Below are 13793 nucleotides of genomic sequence, written 5' to 3'. Positions count from 1 at the left end.
AAGCGGGGTGGGCGCAAAGCGCCCGCCCCTCAGATCATCTGGTGATCTTTTGCTATATGACGGATGCGGTTGCATCAGCCGTTTGCGATCGCTTTCTGAACCGCTTCGCCCAGAGTGGCCGGGCTGTCGGCAACAACGATGCCTGCGGATTTCATTGCTTCGATCTTGTCATCTGCGCCGCCTTTGCCGCCGGCGACGATCGCGCCCGCGTGGCCCATGCGGCGGCCCGGAGGCGCCGTGCGACCTGCGATGAAGCCTGCGATCGGCTTCCAACGGCCTTTTTTCTTCTGCTCGGCGATGAATTCCGCCGCTTCTTCTTCGGCAGAGCCACCGATCTCACCGATCATGATGATCGATTGGGTCTCAGGATCGTCGAGGAACATGTCCAGCACGTCGATATGCTCGGTGCCCTTGATCGGGTCGCCGCCGATACCCACAGCCGAAGACTGGCCGAGACCGATGTCAGAGGTCTGCTTCACGGCCTCATAAGTCAGGGTGCCGGAACGGGACACAACACCGACCGAGCCACGCTTGTGGATATGGCCGGGCATGATGCCGATCTTGCAGGCGTCGGGGGTGATGACGCCGGGGCAGTTGGGGCCAATGAGACGCGACTTGGAGGATTCCAGCGCGCGCTTCACTTTCATCATGTCCAGAACCGGGATGCCTTCGGTGATGCAGACAATGAGTTCCATTTCGGCGTCGATCGCCTCAAGGATGGAATCAGCGGCAAACGGCGGCGGCACGTAGATCACGGAGGCATTGGCCTCGGTCACATGCTTGGCTTCATGCACGGAGTTGAAGACCGGCAGGTCGAGGTGGGTCTGACCACCTTTCCCGGGGGTCACGCCGCCAACCATCTTGGTGCCATAGGCGATGGCCTGCTCGGTGTGGAAGGTGCCCTGAGAGCCGGTGAGACCCTGACAGATAACTTTGGTGTTTTCGTCGATGAGGACTGCCATGATGTCCTTTCCTTTCGATTATGCGGTTTGTGCCTCGGCGGCACGCGCCGCGCTGTCGTCGGTGAGCGCCCGATCCGCAAAGGTGACCCGCACAAGCCGTGCGCGTCCCGAGATCAGGCGAAGGAGGTGCAGGGGCAGGGCGCGCAACTCGGCCATGCCCCGCAGGCGTTTTTGTTTACGGTAGAGTGCACCTTGGGGCTTGCGCTGCGCATGGCCCAGAAAAGTGCCCTCTTCAGGAGGGGTGTTGCCCTGTGTGACGAGGGCAGGCGTGATCTGATAAGGCCGAAGTGAATTGGCCAAAGGAGAGATGAGCGGATTGAACAACAGCTGATCGATCGAGACCGCAAATGGACGTGACGCCAGCAGCGCCTCGGCCCCCTTGCGCGTGACCAGATAGCCCGCAGATCCGGGGTTGCGCGACAACATCGGCGCCACCTGTCGTCCCAGGTGCTGCGCGATGGATGTGCCCAGCATCACCTTGAGGCTCTCACTGCGCCAGAACTCCAAATTCACCAGCTCGCAGCCTTGCGGCCACCAGCTCAGATCTTCGGTCCATTGGCGCAACTCCGGCGAGATGAAGACGTCATCCTCAAAAATGAGGGCAACATCCGCATCCGACGCCAGAAACTGCTCCCAAACCTTGGCGTGGCTCAGGGTGCAGGCCATGTTGCCATGGGCAAACACCCCCCAGGGGCCAAAGCTCTTGCACTGCTGCAACAGCTCCGCTTCCGAGGTTTCGGCCAGATCCACGGCCTCGACAAACTCAGCCTCTATACCCGCCTCCGCCAGCGTCGCACGCATCTGCGCATGACGCCCTTTGGCACGGGTCAGAGAGATGATATAAGTCGAAAGCTTCATCGGGTTCAGTATCTCTGCTCAGATCACACTATGGCTGCCGGCCGACGACCATGAAATCTGCGGGCGGGTGAGGCCCTGACAGATGACTTTGGTGTTATGGTCGACGGGGACTGCCATCTTGGAAGTTTCCTTAGAGAAATTTGTGTTTCGCCGCGCCGAGCGGTGCGCTCAGCAATTTGCGATCAATCCACTTTCATGCCTTCCGCCAGCGTCCACGTGTTTTCACCGTCGTTGCAGGACACTGGTCGACCCGTTGAAAGTGATTGTTCACGCATTGCTTCAATGTCTGGCCCGTTAGGGCATGAGATTTTGATCGGTTCACGTTGTGACAAGTCTGGCGGTGTCTGCTCACTCTCGAGGGGCGCGTTTCGGACGCATCCGGCGAGTGAAGCAACAAGGAACAGAAAGCAGACGCGAGACATCAGCCCTTCACCGCTTTCACGATTTTCTCGGCCCCATCGGATAGATCATCCGCGGCAATCACGTTCAGGCCGGAGGTCGCGATGATCTCTTTGCCCTTCTCGACGTTGGTGCCTTCCAGACGCACAACCAGCGGCACCTCTAGGCCCACCTCTTTCACGGCCGCGATCACGCCTTCTGCGATCACGTCGCAGCGCATGATGCCGCCAAAGATGTTCACCAGGATGCCTTTGACGTTCTTGTCGGAGGTGATGATCTTGAACGCTTCGGTCACTTTCTCTTTGGTGGCGCCGCCGCCCACATCGAGGAAGTTCGCAGGCTCGGCACCATACAGCTTGATGATGTCCATGGTGGCCATCGCCAGACCCGCGCCGTTCACCATGCAGCCGATCTCACCGTCGAGCGCGATGTAGTTCAGGTCGTACTTGGAGGCTTCGAGCTCTTTGGGGTCTTCTTCGGTCTCGTCGCGCAGGGCGGCGATGTCGGCGTGGCGGTAGATCGCGTTGCCGTCAAAACCGACCTTGGCGTCCAGCACCTTGAGGTCGCCCGCGTCGCTGACGATCAGCGGGTTGATCTCCAGCATCTCCATGTCCTTCTCGATGAAGGCTTGGTACAGTTGACCCATCAGCTTGACGCACTGCTTGACCTGCGCGCCCTCAAGGCCGAGCGAGAATGCAACGCGGCGGCCGTGGTAGGCCTGATAACCGGTGGCCGGATCAACAGAGAAAGACAGGATCTTCTCCGGCGTCTCGGCGGCGACCTCTTCGATGTCCATGCCGCCCTCGGTGGAGCACACGAACGACACGCGCGAGGTCACGCGGTCCACCAGCAGCGCCAGGTAAAGCTCGGTCTGAATGCCGGAGCCCGCCTCGATGTAGATGCGGTTCACTTTTTTGCCGGCCGGGCCGGTCTGGTGGGTCACAAGCGTGCGGCCCAGCATTTTCTTGGCTTCTTCGGCGGCTTCTTCGACCGATTTGGTCAGGCGAACGCCGCCTTTGTCACCGGCGTCGGCCTCGTTGAAAGAGCCCTTGCCGCGACCACCTGCGTGGATCTGGGCTTTCACGACCCAAAGCGGGCCGTCCAGCTCGCCGGCTGCGGTTTTGGCTTCGTCGGCTTTCAGCACCACGCGCCCGTCGGAAACCGGAGCGCCGTAGCTGCGAAGGAGGGCCTTGGCCTGATATTCGTGGATGTTCATGAGAAACTGTCCCGTCTGGCTGCAATTGTCCCTTGCTAGTACGCCTATATCAAACAGGAGGTTAAAGGCTTTTCTGTTACGAGAGCGATAAATGATGAAGTTTTTCCGATTTTGTGATCACAGGGTTGAGGCGTGTGATCACATATCGAAAGCGACTAAATTTTAGCGATTCGCGCAATCCTTGGCGGCGCGTTTCGGCTTTGCTGCAGCGCGTCAAGAGCCTTCCAGCGACTGGAGGTCATTCTGTTTCATCCCGCATCCATGACCTTGTCCGAGGCTGAGCGGGCTGTCTTGGAGTGATCGGTAGCGGTGTGGGCGAGGCGCAAGTCTGACTATGGTCCACCGGGTGTGGCGCCGTTCTCACAAGGGGCCGATCCCGCCTTAGGTTTGCGGCAGGCGATAGACGTCGACCTCACGTTCGCAGGTCGCGTCGATTGTGCGGCGGTCAAACACCATGCCAAGCTTTTGCATGATACGTGCCGAGGCGCTGTTCCCGCGCTGAGTGATGCTCACGATATCTGTGAGCCCCAGTCTGTCCGTGCCAAAGGCCAATGCGGCCGCAGCCGCTTCGCTTGCGTAACCTTGCCCCCAGCTTGGTCTTGAGAACCGCCAGCCGATCTCGACGGCGGGCAAGACCTCCGGCAAGAAGTCGGGTCGGGAAAATCCGGTGAACCCGATCAGATCACCAGTTCCCTTGGATTGAACAGCGAACAGTCCAAAGCCGCGCTCTGCCCATTGGGTCTGAAAGGATGTGATGTTCGCTGCCGCTTGGTCTGCCGTCCGGGTCGCGCCATTGCCGATGTAGCGCATGACCGCCGGATCACCGCAGATCGCTGCAAAAGGGGCGTGATCTTCGGGCGTCCAGCCTCGGAGCAGCAGGCGCTTTGTGTTGAGTTCGGGCGGTGTCATGGCGTGGTTTAAGCATGTAGAGCGACCGCAGCAAAGCGCGCAGTGCACACATGTCTTCAGGCGGGCGGGCGGTCTGGCGGCGCCGACATCTGCCATGAAACGAAAAAAGCGCCCCGTGTGGGACGCTTTTGATTTTTGAAATATGTGCGGTGTTTATGCCAGCGAGCTGTCGATGCCCTTGCAGGCCTCGACGAGGCCTTTCACGGCTTTGACGGATGCATCGAACATTGTCTGTTCGTCCGCGTTCAGCTTGATGTCCACCACGCGCTCGATACCACCAGCACCGATCACGGTGGGCACGCCGACATACATGCCGTTGAGGCCCAGTGCACCGTCCACATATGCGGCGCAGGGCAGCACGCGCTTCTGGTCTTTCAGATAGGCTTCGGCCATCTCGACCGCCGAGGTTGCCGGGGCGTAGAAGGCAGAGCCGGTTTTCAGCAGGCCAACGATTTCTGCGCCACCATCACGGGTGCGCTGTACGATGGCGTCCAGCTTGTCTTGTGTGGTCCAGCCCATCTGCACCAGGTCGGGGAGCGGGATGCCGGCGACGGTGGAGTAGCGCACCGACGGCACCATGGTATCGCCGTGACCGCCCAGAACAAATGCGGTGACGTCTTTCATGGAGACTTTGAATTCCTCGGCGAGGAAGTGACGGAAGCGTGCGGAATCCAGCACACCTGCCATGCCGCAGACTTTTTCATGCGGCAGGCCGGAGAATTCGCGCAGCGCCCAGACCATCGCATCGAGCGGGTTGGTGATGCAGATCACAAAGGCGTTCGGCGCGTTGTCGCGGATGCCTTCGCCAACGGATTTCATCACCTTGAGGTTGATGCCCAGCAGGTCGTCGCGGGACATGCCCGGCTTGCGCGGAACACCTGCGGTGACGATGCAAACGTCGGCGTCTGCGATATCTGAGTAGTCCTGCGTGCCCTTCAGGCTGGCGTCAAAGCCCTCGGAAGGACCGGATTCGGCAATGTCCAGCGCTTTGCCTTCAGGGGTGCCTTCGGCAATGTCGAACAATACGACGTCGCCAAGTTCCTTGAGGGCTACGAGATGCGCGAGGGTGCCACCGATCTGACCTGCGCCGATAAGGGCGATTTTGGGTCGTGCCATGGGATAATCTCTCCGGTCCGGTTGATTTCTGACCAGATGCCTAAGACGTTCGGTTCCGCTTCGCAAGTGTTCTGCGTTGCAGCATCCGCGCGGTCTGAGCCTGTTTTACGTTCGTTTGCGACAATCCTTGCAGTTTTAGCGAAGGATGCTTTGGATATTGAACAGGCATGCACGTCTCGCACGCCGGTTCGGTATTGCCGTGACCGTGGCCTGCGGAGCGGATGTCAGCAGTCATTTCCTGCGGTTGCCGGTCCGACAAAGACGTGGACCGGCGAATCAGGGTGCGCGAAAGGGATACGGTGCTTTTGCGGCGCAGGCCGGTGCATTTCGATGCCCGCCTTCAGCCAGCCTGGGCCCCGGATATCCAGGGGCCCGGATATGCGTCGCGTGTCCTGCGGGACGGAACGCGATAGATCAGGCGTCAGTATCCATCACGGGCAGCGCTTCGGCCAGGATTTCGTAGGACTGTCCGGAGGCCACGAGGCAGGTCATGCCGTTCGGATTGGTGACAGTAATCGTCCAGGATCCCGTCTCGTCAGAGGCAAAGGTCTCCATGACCATGCCCTGTTGACCCATGCCGATGCTCTGGCGGCTTTCGCCATATTTCTCGGCCAGGCGCTGAACGACCATATCGCGCGGTGCGCAATTCTGGCTTTGAGCGGCCGCCATCTGGGTGGTCAGCACAAGGGCGAGGCCCGCGGAGAGTTTCAACAGCGTCTTCTTCATAGGTTTTACCCCTTTCGGAACGGCGTCCCCAGCAGGGGGCCGAATGGGCACCCCGGTGACCTGGGGTGGACCGGTTTTGGTGACGAAATCATGACGACGAACCCAAGGTTCGCGGGGCGCCAGATGGTAACAGTCTTCGAAAAGAGGGCGCCGGTAGGACTCAGAGTGCCATAGAGGTCCAAAGAACTGGTTAATCGCGCGTTCTCTTGTGAAATCAAAGGTTTGAAAATGTGAATGATGGAGGGTGATGGATGATTTCTGCATTGCGGCGAGATATAGCTTGAAATCAACGGCATGTGATTGTAGCGATTTGGGTAATATTATGTCCCACTCAATCCTCTTGGAGGCTGCCCCCATGGACCCGCGCTCCCGCCCCTGTCGTTCTGTTCTCTACATCCCCGGCTCCAAGCCGCGCGCATTGGACAAGGCCCGTACTCTGCCCGTTGATGCGATCATCTTTGATCTCGAGGATGCGGTATCGGTGGAGGAAAAAGACAATGCGCGCGCCACGCTGGCAGAGGCGCTGACGCAGGGTGGCTATGGGCCGCGGCTGAAGATCGCGCGGATCAACGGGCTCGACACCGCATGGGGGCGTGCGGATGCAGAGGCGGCGGCTCATATGGGATGTGACGCGATCCTCTTGCCGAAGGTGTCTTCGCCGGCTGATCTGGACGCGCTGGCAGAGATCACAGGTGACGTGCCGCTCTGGGCGATGATGGAAACGCCGCGCGGCATGCTGAACGCGGGCGCCATCGCCGCACATCCCAGGCTGCAGGGCATGGTGATGGGCACCAATGATCTGGCCAAGGACATGCAGACCCGGTTCCGCGCCGACCGCCTGCCGCTGATGCCGGGCCTCGGGCTGTGCCTCCTGGCGGCCAAGGCCGAGGGCAAGGTGATCGTCGACGGGGTCTACAACGCCTTCAAGGATGACGCGGGGCTGGCGATGGAATGTGAGCAGGGCCGCGACATGGGCTTTGACGGCAAGACACTGATCCACCCGGCGCAGGTGGACGTTGCCAATGCCGCCTTTGCCCCCTCAGAAGCGGAACTGGATCTGGCTCGCCGTCAGATCGCCGCGTTCGAGGCCGCAGAGGCCGCGGGCCAAGGGGTCGCCGTGGTAGAGGGCAAGATCGTCGAGAACCTGCATGTGGTGACCGCACGTGAAATCATCGCGAAAGCGGATGCAATTGCCCGGATCTCCGGCTAGTCGTTGAGGCAAGCACCCGTCTGACGTTGGAGAAAGACATGGCACTTCTGATATTTGGCATCATCCTGTGGTGGGCCGCCCACCTGTTCAAACGCCTCGCCCCGGCGCAGCGCGCACACCTCGGCACGAAGGGCAAGGGACTGGTGGCGCTGGCTCTGCTGGCAAGCGTCGTGCTGATGGTGATCGGCTATCGCGGCACGGAGTACATCCACGTCTGGGCGCCGCCGTCCTTCCTGGTGCATGTGAACAATTCCCTGATGGTGCTGGCGCTGTTCTTTACCAGCCCCGGACCGCGCAAGGGGCGGCTGTTTCGCAAGATGCGCCACCCGATGCTGTTCGGCTTCTCGCTCTGGGCGGTGGCACACCTGCTGGTCAACGGCGATCTGGCTTCTGTCATCCTGTTCGGCGGGTTGCTGGTCTGGGCCGGGGTCGAGGTTCTGGCGATCAATCGCGCCGAGCCCGAGTGGAAGCCGGGCCCCAAGGGCACCACTGGCAAGGGGCTGATGTTCCTGGCGATTTCCTTCCTGCTGGTCGGTGTGATCGGCTATATTCACGGGCTCATCGGGCCCTCACCATTTCCGGGGTAAGACATGAAACTTTATCGATTCCTGAGCGAGGATGACACTTCGGCCTTCTGTCACAAGGTGACGGATGCGCTGAACAAGGGCTGGGAGCTATACGGCAGCCCGACCCAGACCTTTGACCCGGTCAAGGGCATCATGCGCTGCGGCCAGTCGGTGGTGAAAGAGGTGGACGGCACCTACACCCCCGACACCAAACTGGGAGCGCACTGACATGGCCAAGACCAACCGCGGGCGTTTCTTCGAGGACTACAGGCTGGGTGAGGTGATCCGCCACGCGGTGCCACGCACCGTCTCGGGCGGCGAACGGGCGCTCTATCATGCGCTCTACCCGGCCCGGCATGCGCTCTATTCCTCGGATGAATTTGCCCGCTCGGTTGGTCTGGTCGCTGACAAAAAAGGCGCGCCGCTGGATGATCTGGCGGCGTTCCACATCGTCTTTGGCAAGACTGTGCCGGATATCTCGCTCAATGCGGTGGCGAACCTTGGTTATGCCGAGGGGCGCTGGCATCTGCCGATCTACGCAGGCGATACGCTGCGCGCCGAGAGCGAGGTGATCGGCCTCAAACAGAACTCCAACGGCAAGACCGGGGTGGTCTGGGTGCGCACGCGGGGGCTCAACCAACGCGATGACTGCGTGCTGGAGTATGTGCGCTGGGTCATGGTGCGCAAGGGCAACCCGGAGGCAGAGGCGCCCGAAACCCACGTGCCGGAATTGCAGCCAGTGTTGACGGCGGATGATCTTGCCCTGCCTGCGGGGCTGGATTTTTCGACTTATGATTTTGAACTGGCGGGCGAGCCGCATCGCTGGGGCGACTACGCCATCGGCGAGCAGATCGACCACGTCGATGGCGTCACGGTAGAGGAGGCCGAGCATATGCTGGCCACCCGCCTGTGGCAGAACACCGCCAAGGTGCATTTCGACAGCACCGCGCGCCCTGATGGCACACGGCTGATCTATGGCGGTCATGTGATCTCCATGGCGCGGGCGCTGTCGTTTAACGGGCTGGCCAATGCGCAGATGATCGTCGGGCTCAATGGCGGCGCGCATGCAAACCCCTGCCTGTCGGGCACCACCATACGGGCCTGGTCCGAGGTGCTGGACAAGGCGGAAACCGCAGCGCCCGGGGTGGGGGCCATCCGGTTGCGGCTGGTGGCGACATCGGGGGGCGCGCCGTTCCAGCTGAAGGGCGAGGACGGGAAATACCTGCCGGAGGTTCTGCTGGACCTCGATTACTGGGCCTTGATGCCTCTGTAGTGGGCGGGGCCGCGTTGTTGGAGGGGCCGCGCTGTCTCTTCGGGGCGTTTGGCTCTCATCGCCGCATCTTGGTGGGGCAAGACTGCAAAGCTTGGGTCTGGCGTGGTGACATCTGCGCGAGGCTGCAGTCGCAGCATGGCTTTGATCTTGCCGAGAGGTCCGCGTCGCCGCAGTCTTTACCTCATGCGTCGCCTGTTAGTCACAGCTCTGTGTGGTCTTTGTAGCCTGATACCGGGTGGCCTGCGCGCGTGTGACCTGGCGCTGGTATTAGCGGTGGATGTGTCCGGATCCGTCGATCCAAAGGAATACCGGTTGCAGATGGACGGGCTGGCCCGCGCACTGCGGGATCCCCTGATCAGCGAAGCGCTGGTGCAGGCCCGTGCCGAAGTGGCCCTGGTGCAATGGAGCGGCACATCACGGCAGGTGGTGTCGGTGCCCTGGACCTCAATTCCCGATTTCGCCGCGCTCGACGCCTTTACGCAGGCGGTGGAGGACACCTCGCGTAAATGGCGCAATTACTCGACCGCGATCGGCGAGCTGTTGGGGTATGTTCTGCCTATGTTTGACGCGGTGCCGTCCTGTCAGCGTCGTGTGGTGGATGTTTCGGGCGATGGCCCGTCAAACGAAGGGATCAACCCGGAGACGCTGCGGTCGCGGCTGACTGCTGCTGGTGTCACCGTGAATGCCATCGCGATCGAGGCCAGCGAGGAGGATCTGGCCGCCTATTTCTTTGAGCATGTGATCCACGGTCCGGGCGCCTTTGTGGTCTATGCGGCGCGTTTCGAAGACTACCCCGAACAGATCCGCAAGAAGCTGCTGCGCGAAGTCGTGAAGCAGACAGCAACCCTTTCGCGCTAAAAGCACATGCGACTCACTGAGGGTTTGCGAGTTTGTTTCTGACTATTCCGCTAGGGATACAGTTTGTGATCACAGCGATCTGGCTTGTGATCACAAGGTGAAGAAATTGCAACAAACTGCGACGATAACAGGTGATTTTTACCACTCGTTTGCGTGACAGTGCGCAAAAATAAGCTAAAACGAGACCAGCTAACCGGAAAGGAGCCAACATGGCCGATGTCAATCGGGGCAATCGCCCGCTTTCGCCGCATTTGACCATCTACCGCCCGCAGCTCACCTCCCTGTCGTCAATCATGGTGCGTATCACCGGGATTGCGATGCTGGGGGCCTCGCTGCTCGTGGTGTGGTGGCTGCTTGCCGCTGCAACCTCCGAGAGCGCCTTTGCCTTCATCGACGGGCTGTTGCGCAGTGTGCTGGGCAATATCGTCCTGCTCGCGGCGACTTGGGCGATCTTCTATCACATGCTGGGCCGTCTGCGCCACGTGGTCTGGGACTTCGGCTACTGCCTCGAGGTCGCGATCTCGGAGAAGATGGGCATTGGCATGTTCGTCGGTGCAACCATCCTGACCGTCCTTGTGGCGATCGTGGTGTAAGGAGCAGAGACATGAATTATCTGACCGACCGCAAACGTGCCGAAGGGCTTGGTGCAGGACGTGCGGGCACGCATCATCACTGGCAGATGATGGTCAGCTCCATCCTTCTGGTGGTGCTGGTTCCGGCCTTCGTGATCACCTTTGGCCTTGGCCTCGGTGGCACCTACGAAGAGGTGCTGGCCTATTACGGACGCCCTGTCCCGGCGATCATCACCGGCCTCACCCTGGTCGTGGGCATTGTCCACCTGATGCGCGAAACATTGGTCGCGGTTGAGGACTACATGCACGGGCTAGCCGAAAAGCTGACGCTGATTGCAGTGTCGGCCTTTTCCTACACGATGATTGCCGCGGGGCTCTTTGCCCTCGTCAAACTCGCCCTGTGATCCGGCGGTAAGGAACAAAGACGATGACAGCAGCATATGAATATGAAACCCACGATTATGACGTGGTGGTTGTCGGTGCTGGTGGCGCAGGTCTGCGCGCCACGCTCGGCATGGCAGAACAAGGCCTGCGTACGGCCTGTGTGACCAAGGTGTTCCCGACCCGCTCGCACACGGTTGCAGCACAGGGTGGCATCGCGGCGTCGCTGGGCAATATGGGCCCGGACAGCTGGCAGTGGCACATGTATGACACCGTCAAAGGCTCCGACTGGCTCGGTGATACCGACGCGATGGAATACCTCGCGCGCGAGGCCCCCAAGGCGGTCTATGAGCTGGAGCACTACGGCGTGCCGTTCTCGCGGACCGAAGAGGGCAAGATCTATCAGCGTCCCTTTGGTGGCCACACCACCGAGTTTGGCGACGGCCCGCCGGTGCAGCGCACCTGTGCCGCGGCTGACCGGACCGGCCACGCGATCCTGCACACGCTCTATGGTCAGAGCCTGAAGAACAACGCTGAATTCTACGTCGAGTATTTCGCCATCGACCTGATCATGTCCGACGATGGGCAGTGTCAGGGTGTGGTGTGCTGGAAGCTTGATGACGGCACCATGCATGTGTTCAACGCCAAGATGGTGGTGCTGGCGACCGGCGGTTATGGCCGCGCCTATTTCTCGGCAACCTCCGCCCATACCTGCACCGGCGACGGTGGCGGCATGGTGGCGCGCGCAGGCCTGCCGCTGCAGGACATGGAATTCGTGCAGTTCCACCCCACCGGCATCTACGGCTCCGGTTGTCTGATCACCGAAGGCGCACGCGGCGAAGGCGGTTACCTGACCAACTCCGAAGGTGAGCGGTTCATGGAGCGCTATGCGCCCAACTACAAGGACCTCGCACCGCGCGACTATGTCTCGCGCTCGATGACCATGGAGATCCGCGAAGGCCGCGGTGTGGGCGCAGACGGCGATCACATCCACCTGAACCTCAGCCACCTGCCCGCCGAGGCACTGGCAGAGCGTTTGCCGGGGATTTCCGAGTCTGCAAAGATCTTTGCGGGCGTGGACGTCAACAAGGAGCCGATCCCGGTTCTGCCCACCGTGCACTACAACATGGGCGGCATTCCCACCAACTACTGGGGCGAAGTGCTGAACCCGACCGAAGACAACCCGACCGGCGTTGTTCCCGGCCTGATGGCCGTGGGCGAGGCGGGCTGTGCCTCTGTGCATGGTGCCAACCGTCTGGGCTCCAACTCGCTGATCGACCTGGTGGTCTTTGGCCGCGCGTCGGCCATTCGTGCGGGCAAGGTGGTGGACCCTGAGGCGCCGAATCCGGTGCTCAACCAGGCCTCCATCGACAAGGCGTTTGATCGCTTTGATGGTTTGCGCAACGCCAAGGGCGGCACGCCGACGGCGGAGCTGCGTCTGGAAATGCAGCGCACCATGCAGGCGGATGCCGCGGTGTTCCGCACCGACAAGACCCTCAAGGAAGGCGTCGAGAAAATGGGCGCGATTGCCGCCAAGCTCGACGATCTCCATGTCACCGATACCTCGCTGGTGTGGAACTCCGACCTGATGGAGACGCTGGAGCTGACCAACCTGATGCCCAATGCGCTGGCGACCATCGTCGGGGCCGAGGCCCGCAAGGAAAGCCGCGGCGCGCATGCGCATGAGGATTACTCCACACGCGATGACGAGAACTGGCGCGTGCACACCGTGGCCCGTGTCGAGGGCAACGAGACCACGCTCAGCTTCCGTCCGGTCATCACCGATCCGCTGACCAGCGAAGGCGAGGGCGGTATCAGCCTGGAGACCATCGCGCCCAAGGCCCGGACCTTCTAAATGAGCTCTGCGCCTCCCCGGATCTTATGCGTCGGCACGCATCACAAGACGGGCACCGTCTGGATGCGGCGTGTCTGGCGTTTGATCGGGGAGGCGCTCGATATTCCTTTTGTGCCGGTGCATAACCCGGCGAAATGGGACAAAATTCCCGCAACCGGTCGGGTCATTGTGGTGAACTGGGCCAGTGCCTTTGCGCCGGACTTGTTCGAGCAGCCGGATGCTCGGTTTTTGCATATCATTCGCGACCCGCGCGATGTTCTGCTGTCTGGCGCGCGCTATCATGAGAACAGCCCCGGTCGGCAGGAACGGTTTCTGCATGGCCCCCGCGACGATCTGGGCGGAAAGAGCTATCAGCAACACCTGCAGGCCTTGCCCACGCAGGAGGCAAAGCTGGATTTCGAGATGCAGAACATGCATCTGCAGGTCGTGAAAGAAATGCTGGCCTGGCCCTATGGGCATGCCCGCGCCATGGACCTGCGCTACGAGGATCTGATCGAGGACCACGACTGCGCGCTGTTCATCGGCGTGCTGCGGTTCTTCGGCTTCGATCAGGCCGAGATCGAGGTGGCCCGGCAGATCTACTACGACAATTCGCTCTTTGGTGGCCTGTCCCCCGACGGCGGCACCGGGCGTACGGCAACGCATGTGTCCTCGGGCAAGGCGGAGCAATGGCCTGCGAAACTGCCGCGAAACACCGCGGAGCGCTATCTGGAGCGTCACGGCGATGACCTGATCGCGCTGGGATATGAACGCGACACCTCCTGGTTGGCGCGCCTTGCGCCTGTGGAGGAGACCGCCAGCGATGATGGCGACGGCCTGACAGCACCACAGCAAAGCGAGAATGTCGCATGACCGTTGCTGTTGCACTGATCTCTGCGCCGCGCCGATGTGG

Annotated in this window: 15 protein-coding genes; 9 read left to right on the top strand and 6 right to left on the bottom strand. The window is 61.1% G+C overall.

Features of this window, described 5'->3' with window-relative positions:
* Positions 1-74: 74 nt before the first annotated feature.
* The 6 genes from sucD to R1T40_RS12690 all read right to left on the bottom strand — a co-directional run bounded on the left by sucD (position 75) and on the right by R1T40_RS12690 (position 6186).
* A complete protein-coding gene (gene sucD, locus R1T40_RS12715) occupies positions 75-962 on the bottom strand; it encodes a succinate--CoA ligase subunit alpha (RefSeq protein WP_106161699.1) in 888 nt (295 codons plus the stop codon).
* Between the two features lie 18 nt (positions 963-980).
* On the bottom strand, positions 981-1820 hold the full coding sequence (locus R1T40_RS12710) for a glycosyltransferase family 25 protein (protein ID WP_317384382.1): 840 nt from the start codon (positions 1818-1820) through the stop codon (positions 981-983).
* A gap of 421 nt (positions 1821-2241) precedes the next feature.
* Positions 2242-3435, bottom strand: a complete 1194-nt coding sequence (gene sucC / locus R1T40_RS12705) for an ADP-forming succinate--CoA ligase subunit beta (RefSeq protein ID WP_317384381.1) — start codon at positions 3433-3435, stop codon at positions 2242-2244.
* 381 nt (positions 3436-3816) lie between these two features.
* Positions 3817-4344 (bottom strand): GNAT family N-acetyltransferase, encoded by a 528-nt coding sequence (locus R1T40_RS12700; protein ID WP_317384380.1) that lies wholly within the window; start codon positions 4342-4344, stop codon positions 3817-3819.
* A gap of 153 nt (positions 4345-4497) precedes the next feature.
* A complete protein-coding gene (gene mdh / locus R1T40_RS12695) occupies positions 4498-5460 on the bottom strand; it encodes a malate dehydrogenase (RefSeq protein WP_317384379.1) in 963 nt (320 codons plus the stop codon).
* A gap of 414 nt (positions 5461-5874) precedes the next feature.
* On the bottom strand, positions 5875-6186 hold the full coding sequence (locus R1T40_RS12690) for a hypothetical protein (RefSeq protein WP_106161711.1): 312 nt from the start codon (positions 6184-6186) through the stop codon (positions 5875-5877).
* A gap of 355 nt (positions 6187-6541) precedes the next feature.
* Here R1T40_RS12690 and R1T40_RS12685 point away from each other — a divergent pair, with 355 nt between their 5' ends.
* The 9 genes from R1T40_RS12685 (at position 6542) to R1T40_RS12645 (ending at position 13753) form a co-directional block, all read left to right on the top strand.
* Positions 6542-7396: an HpcH/HpaI aldolase/citrate lyase family protein gene (locus R1T40_RS12685; protein ID WP_317384378.1), complete on the top strand. Its 855-nt coding sequence runs from the start codon at positions 6542-6544 to the stop codon at positions 7394-7396.
* Positions 7397-7434: 38 nt separating this feature from the next.
* Positions 7435-7983: an NnrU family protein gene (locus R1T40_RS12680; protein ID WP_317384377.1), complete on the top strand. Its 549-nt coding sequence runs from the start codon at positions 7435-7437 to the stop codon at positions 7981-7983.
* Positions 7984-7986: 3 nt separating this feature from the next.
* Entirely contained in the window at positions 7987-8190 is a 204-nt protein-coding gene (locus R1T40_RS12675; RefSeq protein WP_011537137.1) for a DUF1737 domain-containing protein, read from the top strand.
* Position 8191: 1 nt separating this feature from the next.
* Complete coding sequence (locus R1T40_RS12670; protein ID WP_317384376.1) at positions 8192-9235, top strand: MaoC family dehydratase; 1044 nt, start codon at positions 8192-8194, stop codon at positions 9233-9235.
* A gap of 135 nt (positions 9236-9370) precedes the next feature.
* The gene (locus R1T40_RS12665; protein WP_317384375.1) at positions 9371-10093 is read left to right on the top strand and encodes a DUF1194 domain-containing protein; all 723 of its coding nucleotides are present in this window, start codon (positions 9371-9373) and stop codon (positions 10091-10093) included.
* 209 nt (positions 10094-10302) lie between these two features.
* Positions 10303-10686: a succinate dehydrogenase, cytochrome b556 subunit gene (gene sdhC, locus R1T40_RS12660; protein ID WP_106161721.1), complete on the top strand. Its 384-nt coding sequence runs from the start codon at positions 10303-10305 to the stop codon at positions 10684-10686.
* Between the two features lie 11 nt (positions 10687-10697).
* Positions 10698-11069 (top strand): succinate dehydrogenase, hydrophobic membrane anchor protein, encoded by a 372-nt coding sequence (locus R1T40_RS12655; protein WP_106161723.1) that lies wholly within the window; start codon positions 10698-10700, stop codon positions 11067-11069.
* Between the two features lie 23 nt (positions 11070-11092).
* Positions 11093-12901, top strand: coding sequence for a succinate dehydrogenase flavoprotein subunit (sdhA, locus tag R1T40_RS12650; RefSeq protein ID WP_106161725.1), 1809 nt, complete (start codon positions 11093-11095; stop codon positions 12899-12901).
* On the top strand, positions 12902-13753 hold the full coding sequence (locus R1T40_RS12645) for a hypothetical protein (protein WP_317384374.1): 852 nt from the start codon (positions 12902-12904) through the stop codon (positions 13751-13753).
* Positions 13754-13793 lie beyond the last annotated feature (40 nt).

The sequence above is a fragment of the Tritonibacter scottomollicae genome (assembly GCF_032924845.1).
Lineage (GTDB): Bacteria > Pseudomonadota > Alphaproteobacteria > Rhodobacterales > Rhodobacteraceae > Epibacterium > Epibacterium scottomollicae.
This window is presented reverse-complemented; position numbering and strand designations above follow the sequence as displayed.